Origin of the sequence: Haloferula sp. (genome assembly GCF_049672945.1) — a bacterium.
Taxonomy (GTDB): Bacteria; Verrucomicrobiota; Verrucomicrobiia; order Verrucomicrobiales; family Akkermansiaceae; genus Haloferula.
The window spans coordinates 35,930-50,833 of record NZ_JBATWY010000144.1; the positions used below are offsets into that span (position 1 = coordinate 35,930).

Annotated in this window: 16 protein-coding genes; 9 read left to right on the forward strand and 7 right to left on the reverse strand. The window is 60.2% G+C overall.

The window, feature by feature from the left end; translation table 11 throughout:
- Positions 1 to 38: 38 nt before the first annotated feature.
- Entirely contained in the window at positions 39 to 2,411 is a 2,373-nt protein-coding gene (locus WBG04_RS12825; RefSeq protein ID WP_424314831.1) for a transglycosylase domain-containing protein, read from the reverse strand.
- Positions 2,412 to 2,511: 100 nt separating this feature from the next.
- Between WBG04_RS12825 and WBG04_RS12830 the strand changes: the two genes are divergently transcribed.
- Together WBG04_RS12830 and WBG04_RS12835 are read left to right on the forward strand one after the other, a co-directional pair.
- Positions 2,512 to 3,498: a S1C family serine protease gene (locus tag WBG04_RS12830; RefSeq protein ID WP_424314832.1), complete on the forward strand. Its 987-nt coding sequence runs from the start codon at positions 2,512 to 2,514 to the stop codon at positions 3,496 to 3,498.
- Positions 3,495 to 4,694 (forward strand): S1C family serine protease, encoded by a 1,200-nt coding sequence (locus tag WBG04_RS12835; protein ID WP_424314833.1) that lies wholly within the window; start codon positions 3,495 to 3,497, stop codon positions 4,692 to 4,694. Before WBG04_RS12830 ends, WBG04_RS12835 begins: the two co-directional genes overlap by 4 nt.
- 24 nt (positions 4,695 to 4,718) lie before the next feature.
- On the opposite strand, the gene hemQ is transcribed toward WBG04_RS12835, so the two are convergent.
- On the reverse strand, positions 4,719 to 5,549 hold the full coding sequence (gene hemQ, locus WBG04_RS12840; RefSeq protein WP_424314834.1) for a hydrogen peroxide-dependent heme synthase: 831 nt from the start codon (positions 5,547 to 5,549) through the stop codon (positions 4,719 to 4,721).
- Positions 5,550 to 5,560: 11 nt separating this feature from the next.
- Positions 5,561 to 6,649, reverse strand: coding sequence for a hypothetical protein (locus WBG04_RS12845; protein ID WP_424314835.1), 1,089 nt, complete (start codon positions 6,647 to 6,649; stop codon positions 5,561 to 5,563).
- 135 nt (positions 6,650 to 6,784) lie between these two features.
- On the opposite strand from WBG04_RS12845, the gene WBG04_RS12850 reads away from it, so the two are divergent.
- From WBG04_RS12850 to WBG04_RS12880, 7 genes are all read left to right on the forward strand, one after another.
- A complete protein-coding gene (locus tag WBG04_RS12850; RefSeq protein ID WP_424314836.1) occupies positions 6,785 to 7,021 on the forward strand; it encodes a ferredoxin in 237 nt (78 codons plus the stop codon).
- Between the two features lies 1 nt (position 7,022).
- The gene (locus WBG04_RS12855; protein ID WP_424314837.1) at positions 7,023 to 7,394 is read left to right on the forward strand and encodes a DUF721 domain-containing protein; all 372 of its coding nucleotides are present in this window, start codon (positions 7,023 to 7,025) and stop codon (positions 7,392 to 7,394) included.
- Positions 7,395 to 7,406: 12 nt separating this feature from the next.
- Positions 7,407 to 8,456 carry an HAD hydrolase-like protein gene (locus WBG04_RS12860; protein ID WP_424314838.1) on the forward strand — a complete coding sequence of 350 codons (1,050 nt, stop codon included), beginning with the start codon at positions 7,407 to 7,409 and terminating at the stop codon, positions 8,454 to 8,456.
- On the forward strand, positions 8,453 to 8,809 hold the full coding sequence (locus WBG04_RS12865; protein ID WP_424314839.1) for a dihydroneopterin aldolase: 357 nt from the start codon (positions 8,453 to 8,455) through the stop codon (positions 8,807 to 8,809). Before WBG04_RS12860 ends, WBG04_RS12865 begins: the two co-directional genes overlap by 4 nt.
- Before the next feature lie 63 nt (positions 8,810 to 8,872).
- Positions 8,873 to 10,411, forward strand: a complete 1,539-nt coding sequence (locus WBG04_RS12870) for a sugar ABC transporter ATP-binding protein (RefSeq protein WP_424314840.1) — start codon at positions 8,873 to 8,875, stop codon at positions 10,409 to 10,411.
- The gene (locus WBG04_RS12875; protein ID WP_424314841.1) at positions 10,395 to 11,360 is read left to right on the forward strand and encodes an ABC transporter permease; all 966 of its coding nucleotides are present in this window, start codon (positions 10,395 to 10,397) and stop codon (positions 11,358 to 11,360) included. Before WBG04_RS12870 ends, WBG04_RS12875 begins: the two co-directional genes overlap by 17 nt.
- A gap of 40 nt (positions 11,361 to 11,400) precedes the next feature.
- On the forward strand, positions 11,401 to 12,327 hold the full coding sequence (locus tag WBG04_RS12880) for a sugar ABC transporter substrate-binding protein (protein WP_424314842.1): 927 nt from the start codon (positions 11,401 to 11,403) through the stop codon (positions 12,325 to 12,327).
- A gap of 4 nt (positions 12,328 to 12,331) precedes the next feature.
- Here WBG04_RS12880 and nagZ read toward each other — a convergent pair whose 3' ends face one another.
- The 4 genes from nagZ to WBG04_RS12900 form a co-directional block, all read right to left on the reverse strand.
- The gene (nagZ, locus tag WBG04_RS12885) at positions 12,332 to 13,408 is read right to left on the reverse strand and encodes a beta-N-acetylhexosaminidase (RefSeq protein ID WP_424314843.1); all 1,077 of its coding nucleotides are present in this window, start codon (positions 13,406 to 13,408) and stop codon (positions 12,332 to 12,334) included.
- Positions 13,409 to 13,427: 19 nt separating this feature from the next.
- Positions 13,428 to 13,724: a KH domain-containing protein gene (locus WBG04_RS12890; RefSeq protein ID WP_424314844.1), complete on the reverse strand. Its 297-nt coding sequence runs from the start codon at positions 13,722 to 13,724 to the stop codon at positions 13,428 to 13,430.
- A 145-nt stretch (positions 13,725 to 13,869) separates the two neighbouring features.
- A complete protein-coding gene (locus WBG04_RS12895) occupies positions 13,870 to 14,265 on the reverse strand; it encodes an Hsp20/alpha crystallin family protein (RefSeq protein ID WP_424314845.1) in 396 nt (131 codons plus the stop codon).
- Between the two features lie 12 nt (positions 14,266 to 14,277).
- Positions 14,278 to 14,646, reverse strand: coding sequence for an Hsp20/alpha crystallin family protein (locus tag WBG04_RS12900; protein ID WP_424314846.1), 369 nt, complete (start codon positions 14,644 to 14,646; stop codon positions 14,278 to 14,280).
- Positions 14,647 to 14,904 lie beyond the last annotated feature (258 nt).

Sequence of the window (14,904 nt, forward strand, 5' to 3'; positions counted from 1 at the left end):
CCTGTGCGGAGAACCATTGGGGAATCCGGCATCTCCAATCAAGGGTCGACTGGAATGGCCCGGGGAATCTCTTCCTCGACGGGGATCGCGCGTGGTGGCGGTTCGTCGACGGGAATCGCCATGGGCGCTTCGTCGTCGGTGGGCACTTGGTCGATCGGTATCGCCTTGGGCGGGCGTTTTCCCGATTGGGTCAGATCCTCTTCGACATGCTGAAGACAGATGTCGGTGTCCGCCGGAAGAAGGTCGACGGGAATGCTGTCACTGTAGGCCTCGCCGGCCGCTTCGCAGGCAGGCGTAGCACGTTTGCCGGAGACCCGGCAAATCCGGCAATCCTTGAACGACAGTTGGGAATCGAGGCCGTCAGCTTTGTAGCCGAGGCGGTCGGCAGTTTTCATCACCTCTGCCCAGACGGGCATGGCAAGGACCGAGCCGTAGCCCCTATCGATGGTCTTCTTTGGCGTGTCCATGCCGACCCAGACCGCGCAAGTCAGGCTGGAGGTGTAGCCGACGAACCAAGCGTCGCGATAGTCGTTGGTGGTGCCCGTTTTGCCGGCGCAGGGCTTGTTGAAGCCGAGGCGTTTCACACTGGCGCCGGTGCCTTGCTCCATGACCTGATGGAGGATGCGGGAGGTGGTCCATGCCGAGCCGGGTTTGACGGCTTCGTAGGGGATCTGATGATTCTGGTATTCGATGCCGCCGTCGCGGTTGCGGATTTCGGCGATCAGGCGGGGAGGGTAGCGTTCACCGCGATTCGGGAAGACCGTGTAGGCGGAAGCGAGTTCTTCGGGTGAGGCATCCAGCGTTCCAAGGAATGCGGTGGGGTCTCCGGCCAGTTCCCGTTCGAAGCCGACCGAGGTGGCGATGTCTTTCACGTCTTCGATCCCGGCAAAATTGCCGATGCGGACGGACATGGTGTTGCGCGAACGGATCAGGCCGGTGGATGCCGGCTGCATGCCGAGGAACTTGCCGTCGGAGTTTGAAGGTGACCAACCGCCTGCTCCGCGAACTTCGCCACGACGCAGGGGGTCATCGCTGACCAGTGTGTCCGGGCGCAGTCCGTCATCGAAGGCGGCGAGATAGACGAAGGGTTTGAAGGTTGAACCGATCTGACGCTTGGCTTGGCTGGCGCGATTGAACTTCGATTCGTCGGCATCGCGGCCACCGACCGTGGCGACGATCGCTCCTGTTAGATTCTCGATGACGACGACACTACCCTGGATGTATTCGGGGACCGGTCGGGGTTCGGGCAAGTCGAGCCACTGCGCCCGGGTTTGGTGGCGGTAGCCGCCAGCGCGTTCGAATTTCCGCAGGTGCTGGTCGAGTGCTTCCTCCGCCTTTTTCTGGATGAGGCTGTCGATGGTGGTGGTGATCTGAAGGCCGCCGAATTCGATGTTCTCGTCCTCGAGGATTCTTTCAAGTTCACGGCGAACCGAGTCCATTGCCCAGGAGTCGTGGAAGACGCGGCGCCACTCGGGCCGGACTTCGATGGGCTCGGCCTTGGCGATGTCGGCTTCGCTTTGCTCCAGCACATTGGCGTCGACCATGCGTTGCAGGGTGCTGTCGCGCTCGTAGCGGGAGTTCTCGAGGTCCTTGAAGGGTGAGAAGGCATTCGGGCCGCGGACGATTCCGGCGAGCAGGGCGGATTCGGAGAGGGTGAGATCCTTGGCGTGTTTCTCGAAGTAGGTGCGCGAGGCTTCCTCGATGCCACGAATCGAGTGGCCCCAGAAAATACGGTTCACGTAGTGCTGGAGGATTTCTTCCTTATCGTAGTTCGCTTCGATTCGATAGGAGACGGCGATTTCGAGGAACTTGCGGTCGAGTTCCTGCATCATGTGCGAGAAGGAAAGGGTTTCCGACTGGAGGCGGTAGCTGTTCCGCGCGAGCTGCATGGTGATGGTCGATGCGCCCTGGGTCATCGACTTGTCCTTGACGTTTCTCAGCGTGGCGCGACCGAATCCAATCCAATCGATTCCTCCGTGGGCGAAGAAGCGTTCGTCTTCGCGGGCAAGGATGGCGGAGAGGAAATCGGGAGCGATTTCGGAAAACTTGATGATGTCGCGTTTTTCGCCGTGAATCCGTCCGAGTTCGACGCCTCGGCGGTCGAGGACGATGCTCCGCTCGGGCATTTCGGCAACCTTGCCCATGTCGAACTGCCGTGCCCGGGCGTAGTAGAAGAGGGACATCGGGATCAGCGCGTAGAGGGCGAGGATCGCCGGGTGGCCGATGAGGCGAAGGGGCAGCTTGATGATGAGGGGGAAGGCCGAGGTGATCTTCTGCCAGAGGGCGAAGGGCCAGAACAGGAGTAGAGTCCCTAGTCCGCGTCTTTTGCGGGCGGGTTTCTTGTTACGACGTTGATTCTTCCCTTTGTCAGAGGTCGCGGAACTGGAGTTCTTGGGAGAACGTTTGGGCATGAACGTGAAAGATGGTAGCGCGAAGGCGCAACAAGCGCCATGGTCTTCTCAGATGGAGACAAACCGCGGGGATTGCGTCGCTAAGTCGGATGATAAAGCGATGAAGAAAATCGGAATTATTCATGCGATTGCTGCTGCCGTGATTTTGGCGGCTCCGCTCGAGGCGCGGGAGCCGCTGCGGTCTTTGGACGATTTGCTCAAGATTGAGCAGAAAACCGAGGCTCTGGCGAAGAATGTGATGCCGGCGACGGTGGCGCTGATCTCGGCGGGCACCGGTGCTTCGGGGTCCGGGGTCATCACCACGGAGGACGGCCTGATTTTGACCGCGGCGCACGTGACGGACGGGGCCGAGGAGGTGGAGGTGGTTTTTCCCGGTGGAAAGCAGACGAAGGCCACGGTGCTTGGTTCCAATTTCTCCAAGGATATCGGGATGGCGCAGATTCAGGATGAAGGGCCGTGGCCTTTCGTCGAATTGGGTGAGTCCAAGCCGCTGGAGGCCGGCGACTGGGTGGTTGCCATGGGTCACAGTGAGGGCTACGACCCCGCCCGAACGCCGCCGCTGCGCTTCGGCAGGGTGGTTTCCGACGGTCCGGGATACTTTCTGACGACCGACTGCACCCTGATCGGGGGAGACTCGGGTGGGCCGCTATTCGATCTTGATGGCAAGCTCGTTGGGATCAATTCCTCAATCGGGCAGGGTCTCGATAACAATAATCACGCGGGAATCGACGGTTTTCGAGAGGACTGGAAGCGCTTGCTTGCCGGCGAAAGCTGGGGAGAACTGCAGCTCAACCCCTTTGCGAATCCTGAGCGTCCGGTGATTGGCATCATGATGGGCCAGGAGCTTCGCGATGGCGGGGTGCCCGTGGAGCAGGTGACCCCGGGGTCGCCTGCGGCGAAAGCGGGAGTCCTCGCGGGAGATATCATCCGGAGCGTGCAGGGTGAGCGGGTCGGAGGAGGCCGCAGTCTGGTGCTGATGCTGGCCAAGCTGACCGCGGGGGATACCGTCAAGGTCGGCCTGCAACGTGGTCGCAACATGGTCGATGTGGAAATGGAACTCGTCCGCCGTGAACAACTATTCAGATGATGAAGAACTCAATGAAGTCGCTATTGATTTTTGCCGCCATGGCGGTGAGCTCCTTGCTCCCGGCTCAGGATGTTCCCTTGCAACGACCTGACGAACGATTGGAGACTCGTCGACAATCGGCGGAAGTCTTCGATGCGATTCGACCTGTGGCGCGCAAGGCTTCCGCTTCGACCGTCTGGGTTTGGGTCAAGGGGCGCCAAGTCGCCATCGGGACGGTGGTGGGCGACGGCTCGCAAGTTCTGACGAAATGGAGTGAGATCGGGATCAACTACGACTCGATCCAGGTCGTGGGCGGCGATGGTCGTGACGCGACGGCGACGGTTCTCGGAGTGTATCAGGACGAGGATATCGCGCTGCTGCAGCTCGATGGTGCTCAGTTCACACCGGTGACTTGGAGTGAGCAGGAATCGCCGCCGGTGGGCCGCTTTCTGGTGGCAGCCGGACCGGACGACAACCCCTTGGGTTTTGGCGTCGTGGCGGTGGCTGAGAGGGTGCTCCGTGAGACCGACCAGGCCTTCATCGGAGTCGAGCTGGGTGAAGGCCACGATGGGGCAGGGGTGCTGATTCGCGGCGTGGACGAGCGGGGTGGTGCCGACGAGGCGGGCGTGCTTGCTGGAGATGTTATTCTCGAGTTGGGGGGCAAGGAGATCAACAGCGCGTTCGAACTGCGAGGTGCGTTGCTCAGCCATGAACCAGGCGAGATCCTTCCGCTGAAGCTTTTGCGAAACGGGAAGGAACTGGAGGTGCAGGTCGAGCTTTTCGGTCGGCCGGAGTTTCCTCAATTTCCTCAGGCGAGGCTCAATGCGATGCGTGCGATGGGTGGTCCGCTGAGTGTGGTGGGAACGGGTTTTCCAACGGTCATTCAAACCGACATGGAGCTGAAGCCCAACCGCTGCGGTGGACCGATCGTCGATCTGCAGGGAAATGTCATCGGGATGTCGATTTCGAGAACCGACCGGACGAGAAGTTTCATCCTTTCTGCCAGCGTGGTGAGGTCGATTCTCGGACAAGAGGGCACTTCCCCTGAACTGGCCGAAGTTCCGAAACGCGGTGGGCGTCAACTGGCGGGAGGTGGGAATCGTCCGCGCGCGGTGCCGATGAATCCCGGCTCTGCCGATCGTCTGCGCCAGCACCTTGAGGAGATGCAGACCTTGCTCCAGCGGATGGACCGCGAGATGGCGGAAATCGGCGAGTAGGTTCCGATTCTCCGAACGGCTGGATTAGAGGCAGACGCGGCGGAAAAGCTCGTCGAGGGGGAGCTGCATGCCGATGTAGAAGTCACCGAATTCGCCGAAGCGGGCGGTGACTTCGTCGAAGCGCATTTCGTAAACGATGGCTTTGATATCGATGGTGTCCTTGGCCAGCAGCGTGACGCCCCACTCATACTCGTCGAGCCCGGTGGAGCCGGTGATGAGTTGGAGGATGCGGCCTGAGTAGGTGCGGCCGACGCGGGCGTGGCCCGCCATGAGCTTTTTCCGTTCAGCGTAGGTCAGGGAGTACCAGTTGTCGGCACCTTCGCGGCGTTTGGACATCGGGTAAAAGCAGACGACCGGCCAGTCGGGCAGCACGGGATAGAGGCGGTGCTGGAGGTAGTGCGTCATGCGATCCTCGAACTCCTTCAATCCCGCGGCGAACTCGGGGCTGTCTTCGGCGAGTCCTTTTTCGCCCTTGAGTGTGTCTTCGGCATACTGCTCCGCAGTCGTGGTGTATTCCGAGCTCTCTGTCTGCGAGAGGTAGGAGTAAACCGGGCTCAGGACTTCCGCGCCGAGCGAGAGGGTCAATTGCTTTTCATAGGCATTCGCGACCTGGAGATCGGGAGTCAGCAGCATGAAGCCCAGGTCTGCCTTTGGGGTGGCGATGGCAAAAGTCAGCAGGTGGGTGTCGGGCGTTGCCCGGATTTCCTGAATGAGCTTGGTGAGCTTGGTCTTGGCCGAGCGTTTCTCGTCGCTATCGAGTGTCGACCACTGGGCATGGTCGACCTGATAGAAGAGATGCATGACGTGCCAGCCTTCGCGTGGCACCAAGGGGGGAATGGAAGTGGTTTCAGACATGGAGGCGGAAATTATTGGCGATTGGTCGAAATCGGTGAGGAGAAGAGCAGCTTGAACTCGCTGCCAGGAGCATCGGAGGACGGCCCTTCGAAAACCTCAACCGTCCAGCGTTTGTCACCGACCCGGTAGCCGTTGAAGTCGCCGGAAGTTTGGAAGCCGTCGGTCGCCGGAAACTCGACCGTCGGGTTTCCGCTGGAATCGAACATCCCCAGGGCAAAGCTCTGCGAAATGCTGTCGCCCACGAAATTGTTTTCTTCATCGCGGTAAATCGCGCGCAGCACGCCTGTCTGACTATCGTCGAGGGTCACGCTCAAGACCGGGATGAAGACGACCTCGCTCCGAGCCTTGTCAGCCTGGTCGCCGTCGCGCCTTGGTTCGCGCCAGTAGGTCTCGGCCGTGGTCACTTTGCTGAATCTGCCCTCGATGGGGAAATCCGGTTGATCGTCTCCGAGACGGGTGGTCGGGATGCTGGAGAACAAGCTGGATACCCACCAGATCGCTAGTCCGAGGAAAACCACTCCGAGAATGACGAGCCCAAGCTTTTCGCTTTTCCGGGTATCCTTCGACTCAGAGGGGGTGTCGGTCGTCGTTCCGGGATTGGAATGGGGTTTGGATTCAGCTTCGGGAAGGGAATCCTCTTCTTCTTTCGGAGTGGGCGTTGACCCGGAGGGGGCGGGCTCTGGCTCGGGGGTGGCGCCCATGGATTTCGGGTCCATGGGTCGGGGACCAATCTGACGGGAAGCTTTTGGTGGTTTGGGGCGGGTTTTCGGGTCAACCGAACGGGGGGATCGGATCGAACTCGACTCGGATGATGCGGATTTGGCTGAATCCTTGGGCTGGGTCTGGGAGGCCGACCCCTTCGAAGGCGGGGCCTCTTTGGATTTTTCGGACTTCCTTGATTCCTTAGGTTCCAGCGAGTCTTCCGTCTTTTCCTCGCTTGGTGCTTCCGGTTGAGCGACGGATTCGGGCGTGGCCTCATCATCAAAAAACTCTCCCTCAAGGTCCCAGAGGTCCTCTTCAGTGGTCTCCTTGGAGAGTTCGGAAAGCTGCGGCCGGTGACGGCCGGGGATGTTCTGAGGGTTTTCGGGTTCGTCAGGCATGGGCGACTGAAAGGGTCTTAGGAACCGCTAGGCGGCTTGACCAGTGGAAAGCACGGCTTCAGGACGGTCAAAAAGGGTTGCAAGAGGGCCGCTGCCGCGCGATTCAAGGCGCAGCGCATCACCCGCTTATCAATCATGGCCGACCGCGAAGACAAAAACGAAGAGAACGTAGCCGGAAAGTTCTACGTCGATAGCCAGTGCATCGACTGTGATCTTTGCCGGGAAACGGCACCCAGTAATTTCACCCGCTCCGACGACGAGGGATATTCCTACGTCTTCAAGCAACCGGAGAACGACGAGGAAGTCGCCCAGTGCCGTGAGGCGATGGAGGGCTGTCCCGTCGAGGCGATCGGCGAAGACGGGGACGAGTGAGATGGCCGCGAAGGACCGGCTTGCAAGACTCCGCCGGGCCATTCTCCGCGAATGGCGCGGGGGCGATGAACCGGAACATCTCGATTCGCGGGTTCATCAGCCGGATCAATTTATCGCTGAGATTCTCCGGGCCGCTGGGGCAGCCGATGGCATCGAGGTTGAGAAGCTGCGTGAAATGTGGCGTGAGATTGCCGGGGACTTTGTCGCTCGGAATGCCGCGCCGGACTCTTTGAAAAACGGCTGCCTGACCCTGAAGGTTCTCCAACCGGCGATGCGCTTTCATCTCGAGCAGATGAAGGGTCAGTTGCTCGCCAACTTGAAAAAATCGGCCGGGGAAGGGGTGGTGAAATCCATTCGTTTCTCACTTGGTTGAAAAACAACACACATGTTCCGCAATCTGATTTTCGACTGGTCGGGCACCCTGGTGGATGACCTTGGTCCGGTCATCGAAGCGACCAACCATGTGCTGGGAGTTTACGGCAAGTCGATGCTGGATCGGGAAGCCTTCCGTAAATCGTTCCGGCTTCCCTATCGCGAATTTTATGAGGAAGTTTTGCCTGATGTTGGGCTGGAGGAATTGGAGGAGCATTTTCGGGCGGCGTTTTCTGCATCGAAGGTGCCGGTGACGGTGCTTCCCCATGCCCGTGAAAAACTCGAGTGGTGTCGTCGCAATGGCGTGCGTGCCTTTGTGCTGACCAGCATGGACGAAACGGCGTTCCATCAGCAGTTGGATGAGTTCGGCCTGGGCGACTACTTTGAAGCGACCTACTCCGGGGTGCTCGACAAGCGGGAGGTGATTTTGGAGCTCCTCGAGACGCATGGTCTGGATCCCTCGGAGAGTGCCTTTGTGGGCGACATGACTCACGACATTGACACCGCGCATCACGCCAATCTGACCTCGGTGGCGGTGCTGACCGGCTACACCCACCCGGGGCCGCTTTCGCTGGCAAAGCCTCATATCACGGTCGCTGATCTGGCCGGCCTGCAGCGCTTGATGGAGCGTCCGGGGGAAAAGAAGCGGCCGGTGGCGACGGTGGGAGCGCTGATTCAGGATGGCGAGGGCAAGCTGCTGATGATCAAGACCCACAAGTGGGGTCATCGATGGGGGATTCCCGGAGGAAAGATCAAACGGGGCGAAGGCTCGCTGGATGCCCTGAAGCGCGAGATTCGGGAAGAGACCGCGCTGGAAGTCGATGAGGTCCGCTTCGTGATGGTTCAGGATTGCATCGATTCGGAGGAGTTTCAAACACCGGAGCATTTCCTGCTTCTCAACTACGTCGTGCGGCGTACTTCGGGTGAAGTGGTGTTGAATGACGAGGCGCAGGAATTCCGCTGGGTTACCGCGGCGGAGGCCCTGGCCCTCGATCTGAATCATCCGACACGGGTGCTCTTGATCGAAGCTTTGAACGGGGACATGATCATCCATCATTCATGAACAAGGGACTGATCAAGATTCGCGGTCTGAAGGTTCGGACACGTATCGGTGTGCCGGAGGAAGAGCGCGCGGATTGGCAGGAATTGCGGATCGATGTGGAGATGCAGCCGACCACCGGGTTTTCAGAGATGAATGACGAAATCGGCGCGACGGTGGACTATCATGCCGTTTGTGTGGAGATCAGTCGTTTGGCCGAAACAGGCTCGCGAAAACTGATCGAGACGCTTGCGGATGAGATCGCCGATTTGGTTCTTGCCCGGCACGGTGCCACCGCCGTGACGGTCCATATTCGCAAGTTCATCCTACCCGAGACCGAATGGGTGGGGGTGGAGTTGAGCAAGTCGGTGCAGTGACCCGAGGGGCGGGGTCGGAACCGGTTCGGACGCCCCAAGTTCGGTATGGGTTAAGAGATCGACATGCAAGGGCGCCCGGTGGAAGTTCCCGGGGTGCCGGATGAGATCGATGTTGGTGAGGTGCTGCTGGAGGCGCGGGCGATTCGCAAGAGCTTCGGCGGGGTGCAGGCGCTGAACGAAGTGTCGTTCGAGCTCCGGGCGGGTGAGGTCCACGCCTTGATGGGTGAGAATGGGGCGGGGAAGTCGACTTTGATGAATGTGCTGAGCGGTCAGTTTCCGCCAGACGGCGGGGAGATCTGCCTGATGGGTGAGCGTGTCAGTTTCCGGAGTCCGCACGAGGCGATGGAGCGGGGGGTGGCGATGATTCATCAGGAATTGATGACGGTGCCGGAGATGACCGTGGCGGAGAACCTGCTGCTGGGGCGTGAACCGCGCGGGCGATTTCCTGGGACGATTGACCGGGCGGCGATGGCGCGCGAGGCGAAGAGGCTTCTCGATCTGTTAGGGGTGGATTTGCCGGTCGAGGCCAAGATGCGCGAGCTGAGTGTGGCGGGGATGCAGACGGTGGAGATTGCGAGGGCCTTGGGCAGTGAGGCACGAGTCGTGATCATGGACGAGCCGACCGCTGCGATTTCGGAGCGCGAGGTGCGGGCCCTTTTTAGGGCGATTCAAACTTTGAAAAAGCGCGGCGTGGGAGTGGTCTACATCACGCACAAGATGGATGAGGTTTTCCAGATTGCGGACCGGATCACGGTGATGCGGGATGGAGAGCTGGTGGCGACAAGACAGGCGTCCGATCTGGATGACGAGCGGCTGATTTCACTGATGGTGGGTCGTGAGTTGAAGATGGCGAAGGCGGCGCATCGGGAGCTTGCGGATGAGCCCATCCTCGAGCTGCGGGGGCTTTCGAGGGAGGGTGCTTTTGATGATGTCGATCTGGTGTTGAGGCGCGGTGAGGTGCTTGGGATGGCGGGCTTGATGGGGGCCGGACGCAGTGAGGTGGCGTCGGCGGTTTTTGGCCTGGTGCCGGCGGATGGTGGCGAGATCCGGGTGAAGGGTGAGCCGGTGCGGATCCGGAAGGTGGCGGATGCCATCCGTCTGGGTATCGGCATGGTGACGGAAGATCGAAAGGGTTATGGGATCGTGCCGGAGATGTCGGTGGGCCAGAACGCGACCTTGTCGGCCTTGAAGGCTTGTTGCGCGGGACCGGTGATTGTGGCGGGTCGAGAGCGCGCGATGGCGGGTGAAGCGGTGGAGCGCTTCGGGGTGCGCTCGAGCGGGGTCGGGCAGAAGGTCGGAGAGCTGAGCGGTGGCAACCAGCAGAAGGTGGTGATTGCGAGGACGATGCTGACCGAGCCGGAGATTGTGATTCTCGACGAACCCACGCGCGGCATTGACATCGGCGCGAAGTCCGAAGTGTATGAAATCATCCGCGGGCTTGCGGGGCGCGGCATGTCGGTCATGCTCGTTTCATCCGAGCTGCCGGAACTGCTGGCTTTGAGTGATCGCATCGTGGTGATGCGTGAGGGCAAGGTCAGCGCCGAGCTGGTGACCGCGGAAACCCATCAAGAAGAGATCCTGAGTTATGCCATGCCTGAGTGAATCGATTGGTCAAAGATGGTTGCCTGCGGATTGGCGTGGGCGTTTTGGCCTGATCATTGCGCTGCTGGTGACGGCGACCGTGCTGTCGATCCTGCGTCCGCACTTTTTGAGCTCGGCGAATCTGGTCAATGTGGTTCGTCAAATTTCGATCAATGGCATTTTGGCGGTCGGAGTGACCTTCGTGCTGCTGACTGGTGGGGTGGATCTTTCGCTGGGCTCGGTGGTGGCCTTGGCCGGGGTGTTGGCCGCGCAGTTTGCGCATCCGGGGGACTATCCTTTGGTGGTGCCTCTCGGGGTCGGTGTGCTGACGGGGCTGGCCTGCGGGGCGGTCAATGGTGGGGTGGTGACTTTCGGCAAAGTCGCGCCCTTCATCGCAACGCTGGGGATGATGACGATTGCCCGGGGATTGGCGCTGGTCTTCAGTGGTGGGCGACCGGTTTCCAACATGAGCCCGGCGATGAAGGCGGTGGCGGGAGACGTAGCGGGGATTCCGATTCCGGCTCTGATCCTGCTGGCGGTGGCGGTGACTGCGTGGTGGGTGCTGAAGTTCACCCGGATCGGGCGGCATCTCTACGCAGTGGGCGGCAACGAGCAGGCGTCTCGGGCGGCAGGGATCGATGTGGGACGGGTGAAGATGTTTGCGTATGCCGTATGCGGCGCCTTGACCGGATTGGCGGGCGTGGTGTTGGCGTCGAGGATCACCACCGGGCAGCCGAACGCGGGAATTGCCTATGAGTTGGATGCGATTGCGGCGGTGGTGATTGGTGGGACGAGTCTGTCGGGAGGAATCGGGACGATCGGCGGAACGATTCTCGGGGCGCTGCTGATGGGGGTGATCGGGAACGGGCTCGATCTGCTGAATGTCTCTTCGTACTATCAGCAAGTGGTGAAGGGTTTGATCATCGTCGGTGCCGTCTGGCTTGACCAAAGACACTTGCGGAAGGCTTGAAAAATCGTGAAATGATGAAGAACCGAGAGACGCGACGAGTATGAGATCTGTGAAGAAATGGAAGTGGTGGTTGATGGTGCTGTTAGGTGGCTTGCTTTGCAGCTGCGACTCGGGGAGCGATGATGGGAAGCCGGTGGTCGGGGTGTCGTTGCTGAATCTTTCGAATGAGTTCATTGTGACACTGGAGACGGCTTTGCAGGCCGAAGCGGATCGCCAGGGAGTGACGTTGGTGATCAATGATGCGCAGCGCGATGCCGGGCGGCAGATTCAGCAGGTGGAGAATTTCATCGCGCAAGGCGTGACGGCGATTGTGCTGAATCCTTGTGAGATGGAGGCGAGTTCACCTGCCGTTGAGAAGGCGAAGGCGGCGGGGATTCCGATCGTGAATGTGAATTCGGTCACGAAAGCCGTGCCGGATGCCTTTGTGGGATCGCGCGACGAAGACTCCGCGCGGATGGCGATGGAATACATCGCCGAGCGGCTGGACGGGAAAGGCGGGGTTCTGATGATGCAGGGCTACATGGGGCAGGCGGCGCAGATCAAACGCGACGCAGGCGCGCGCGAGGTGCTGGCCCAGCATCCGGAGATGGTCCTTCTCGCCACGCAGACGGCGGAATGGGATCGGGCCAAGGCCGTCACTTTGATGGAAAACTGGCTGCAGTCCCACGGCGATCGGATCGATGCGATTTTCGCCCAGAACGATGAGATGGCGATGGGCGCGCTGTTGGCCGTCGAGCGCGCCGGAAAGAAGGATCAGATCGTGGTCGTGGGGGTGGATGCGATCGGTGACGCCTTGCAGGCGGTGGAAGAAGGCCGCCTGGATGCGACGGTCTTTCAGGACGGCGTGGGGCAGGCGCAGGAGGCTCTGAAGGCGGCTTTGGCTCTCGGTCGTGGAGAGAGCGTCGAGAGCGAGCGCTTCATTCCCTTTCGATTGGTGACCAAGGAGAATGTCGGCGAGTTTCGCTGAGTGCTCAGTAGTCCGCGACCGGGGACTGAGTGATGGCGCTCGAGGCTTCCAGGACGGGGACTTCTTCGCGTAACTTTTCGATTTCCCTGCAAGTCTCGTCCCATTTTAGCTGAGACCAAGCGAACGGCACAGGGATCTTCTTTCGAAGAAAGCGGTCGAGCCGCTTCTCCGAATCATGAAGGACGTGGGATGGTAGCTTTCCGATGCGTTGAGCGGCGTCTTCCGCGCGTTCGGTGTGGTGGCAGATCATCGCGAGGTCATTGCCCGCTTCGAGCGCGGCGGTGACGTCGGTATTGTCGGGGAAGCGCTCCGCGATGGCGCCCATGTCGAGGTCGTCGGTAAGGACGAGGTGCTTGTCGAAGCCGAGTTGATCACGAAGGAAGCCTCTAACAACTTTGGGTGAGAGGGAGGCGGGCAGATCAGGATCGATCGCTGGGAACAACACGTGGGCGAGCATGATGCTGTCGAGTTCAGGCATCAGCGCGGTGTAGGGGATGATGTCTTCGGCGAGCAGCTCGCTGCGGGTGGCCTTGCTCGCCGGCAGATCGTGGTGAGGATCGCTCAGCGCCCGGCCGCAGGCGGGGAAGTGCTTACCGCAGGAAAGGACGGAGTGTTTGCGCATCCAGCGATTCCAGATGCCGGCGTGATCGATGACCTGTTGGGGATCGCGCCCCCAGCAACGGCCGCGGAGCGAGTTCTGGTTTTCCGGATAGTGGTCGAGATCGAGCACCGGGCCGAAATTGAGATTGAAGCCGAGCAGGCGCAGCAGGTCAGCGGTCAGGATGCCGGCCTTGGCACTGGTGCCCATGTTGCCGTGGGCGGCGAGTTCGGCGGCCGACGGGAGTGCAGGGGCGATCTCCTTGGTGCGGGTCACCCGGCCGCCTTCCTGATCGATCGCAATAATGGGTTCGAGGGTGTGGAGCTCACGAAGGGAGTCGGTCAGCGCGCGCGTCTGAGCGGCGGAAACGATGTTTCTTGTGAAAAGAATGTAGCCAGCGGGCTGCAGCTTTTCGAAGAGCCTGATTTCATCAGCGCTGAGCTCCGGTCCAGCGAGTCCTAGAATGAGGTGATGGCCGTTCATGCCATGGGGTTGCAAGTGCCTAGCCCTGAGCTTCGCGGGCCATCATTTCCTCTTCCTCTTCATGAGAGTGAATTTGCAGGTTGGCCTGCACGCTGGCGCGTTCGGAGGCGGCTTTGACAACTCCCCGAATGGCGGAAGCGCTGAAGCCGTTGCGCCCGATCAAGAGCGCGACATCGGATCGCTCGAGGATGATCTTGAAACGCAGTCGATTGGGACCGAGCTCGGCAACCTTGAGCTGGGCCCGTTCCGGATGCTCGATGAATTGGACCGCCGTGTACTGGAGAAAGTTGCGGATTTGATCAGTGACGACCTGCATGAAGCCAATGATGTACGTGGAACGGTGGGGACGCAATGATGCAATCCCGCGGCGCAGCGAGATCATCACCAAAGACACAAAGCGGCCTGCCAATCGGCAGGCCGCTTCCCAAGCAGACAGCGTGTCTGCGTCACACAATTAGAACTTAGTTGATTTCGACTTTCCGCGGTTGGGCGGATTCGAGAAGGGGAATCGAAACCCGAAGGATGCCGTTCTCAAGGTTGGCCTTGAGGGCGGCACCGTCGAGCGTGTCTCCGAGGCGGAGCTTGAGCCGATAGCCTTCGGGCGATGGCTGACCGTAGATCAGCTTGCCGGAGCTTTCGGGGCTCTTGCGCTGAGCTTCGAGTTGAAGGTGCTGACCGTGGACTTCAAGACTGAGGGCCTCTTTGGCGACTCCTGGAAGAGTCACTTCAAGGTCCACGCCCTGATCGTGGCGGTCGGCGTTCCAGACGGGCTCGGTGTAGCGCACGGTGGTTTCGTTTCTTTCGGCGACGGCGGCATTTCCTCCGTCGGTCTGGCAGCAAGTGGTATCGGTATTCATAAGTTTGTTCGGTTAGTTGATTTCAATGCGATGGGTTTCGGTGTCTGCCTTGGCCTTTGGTAAGGTGACGGTCAGCACGCCGAGTTCGAGTTTGGCGTTGATGCCTGAGGGATCGACGTGTTTGCCGAGCGGCAGGCGATAGGCGTTGGATGCTCCGTCATCGGATTTGATGCCCAGATGGAGAGCTCCATCGCGGACCTCGAGTTCGAGGGCTTCCTTGGCGGTGCCGGGGAAGTCGGCTTCGAGAGTCCACTGCTTGTCCTGTTCGTGGATGCGGAGACCGCGTGGGCCTTGGGAGACCCGCTGGAAGGCGGTGTCGAAAAGGCGTCCGAAATCGCTCAGCCACGGAGTCGAGTTGCGTAGATGTTGTGGAAGGATCATGTTTGTAATTGCGTTGGTTAATTGTCGGGGAAGTGATTTGCAGGGAGAGTGCCAGAGCTGATTTCAGGGAATTGGCTTATTGAAAATCAATGGCTTGTGTTTTTTTTGGGTCATGGATTCATGGCAAGAAGGTGGCGCAAGTTGGCGCGTTCGGGACAAAGTGTCGGGTCGAAATGACGCGGTGGGCGCCGACTGAAGTCAGCGGTCCGGGTGAGGTCGGTGATTTCTTAGTTTGCGGGAATGGGGGCATGGTCTAGG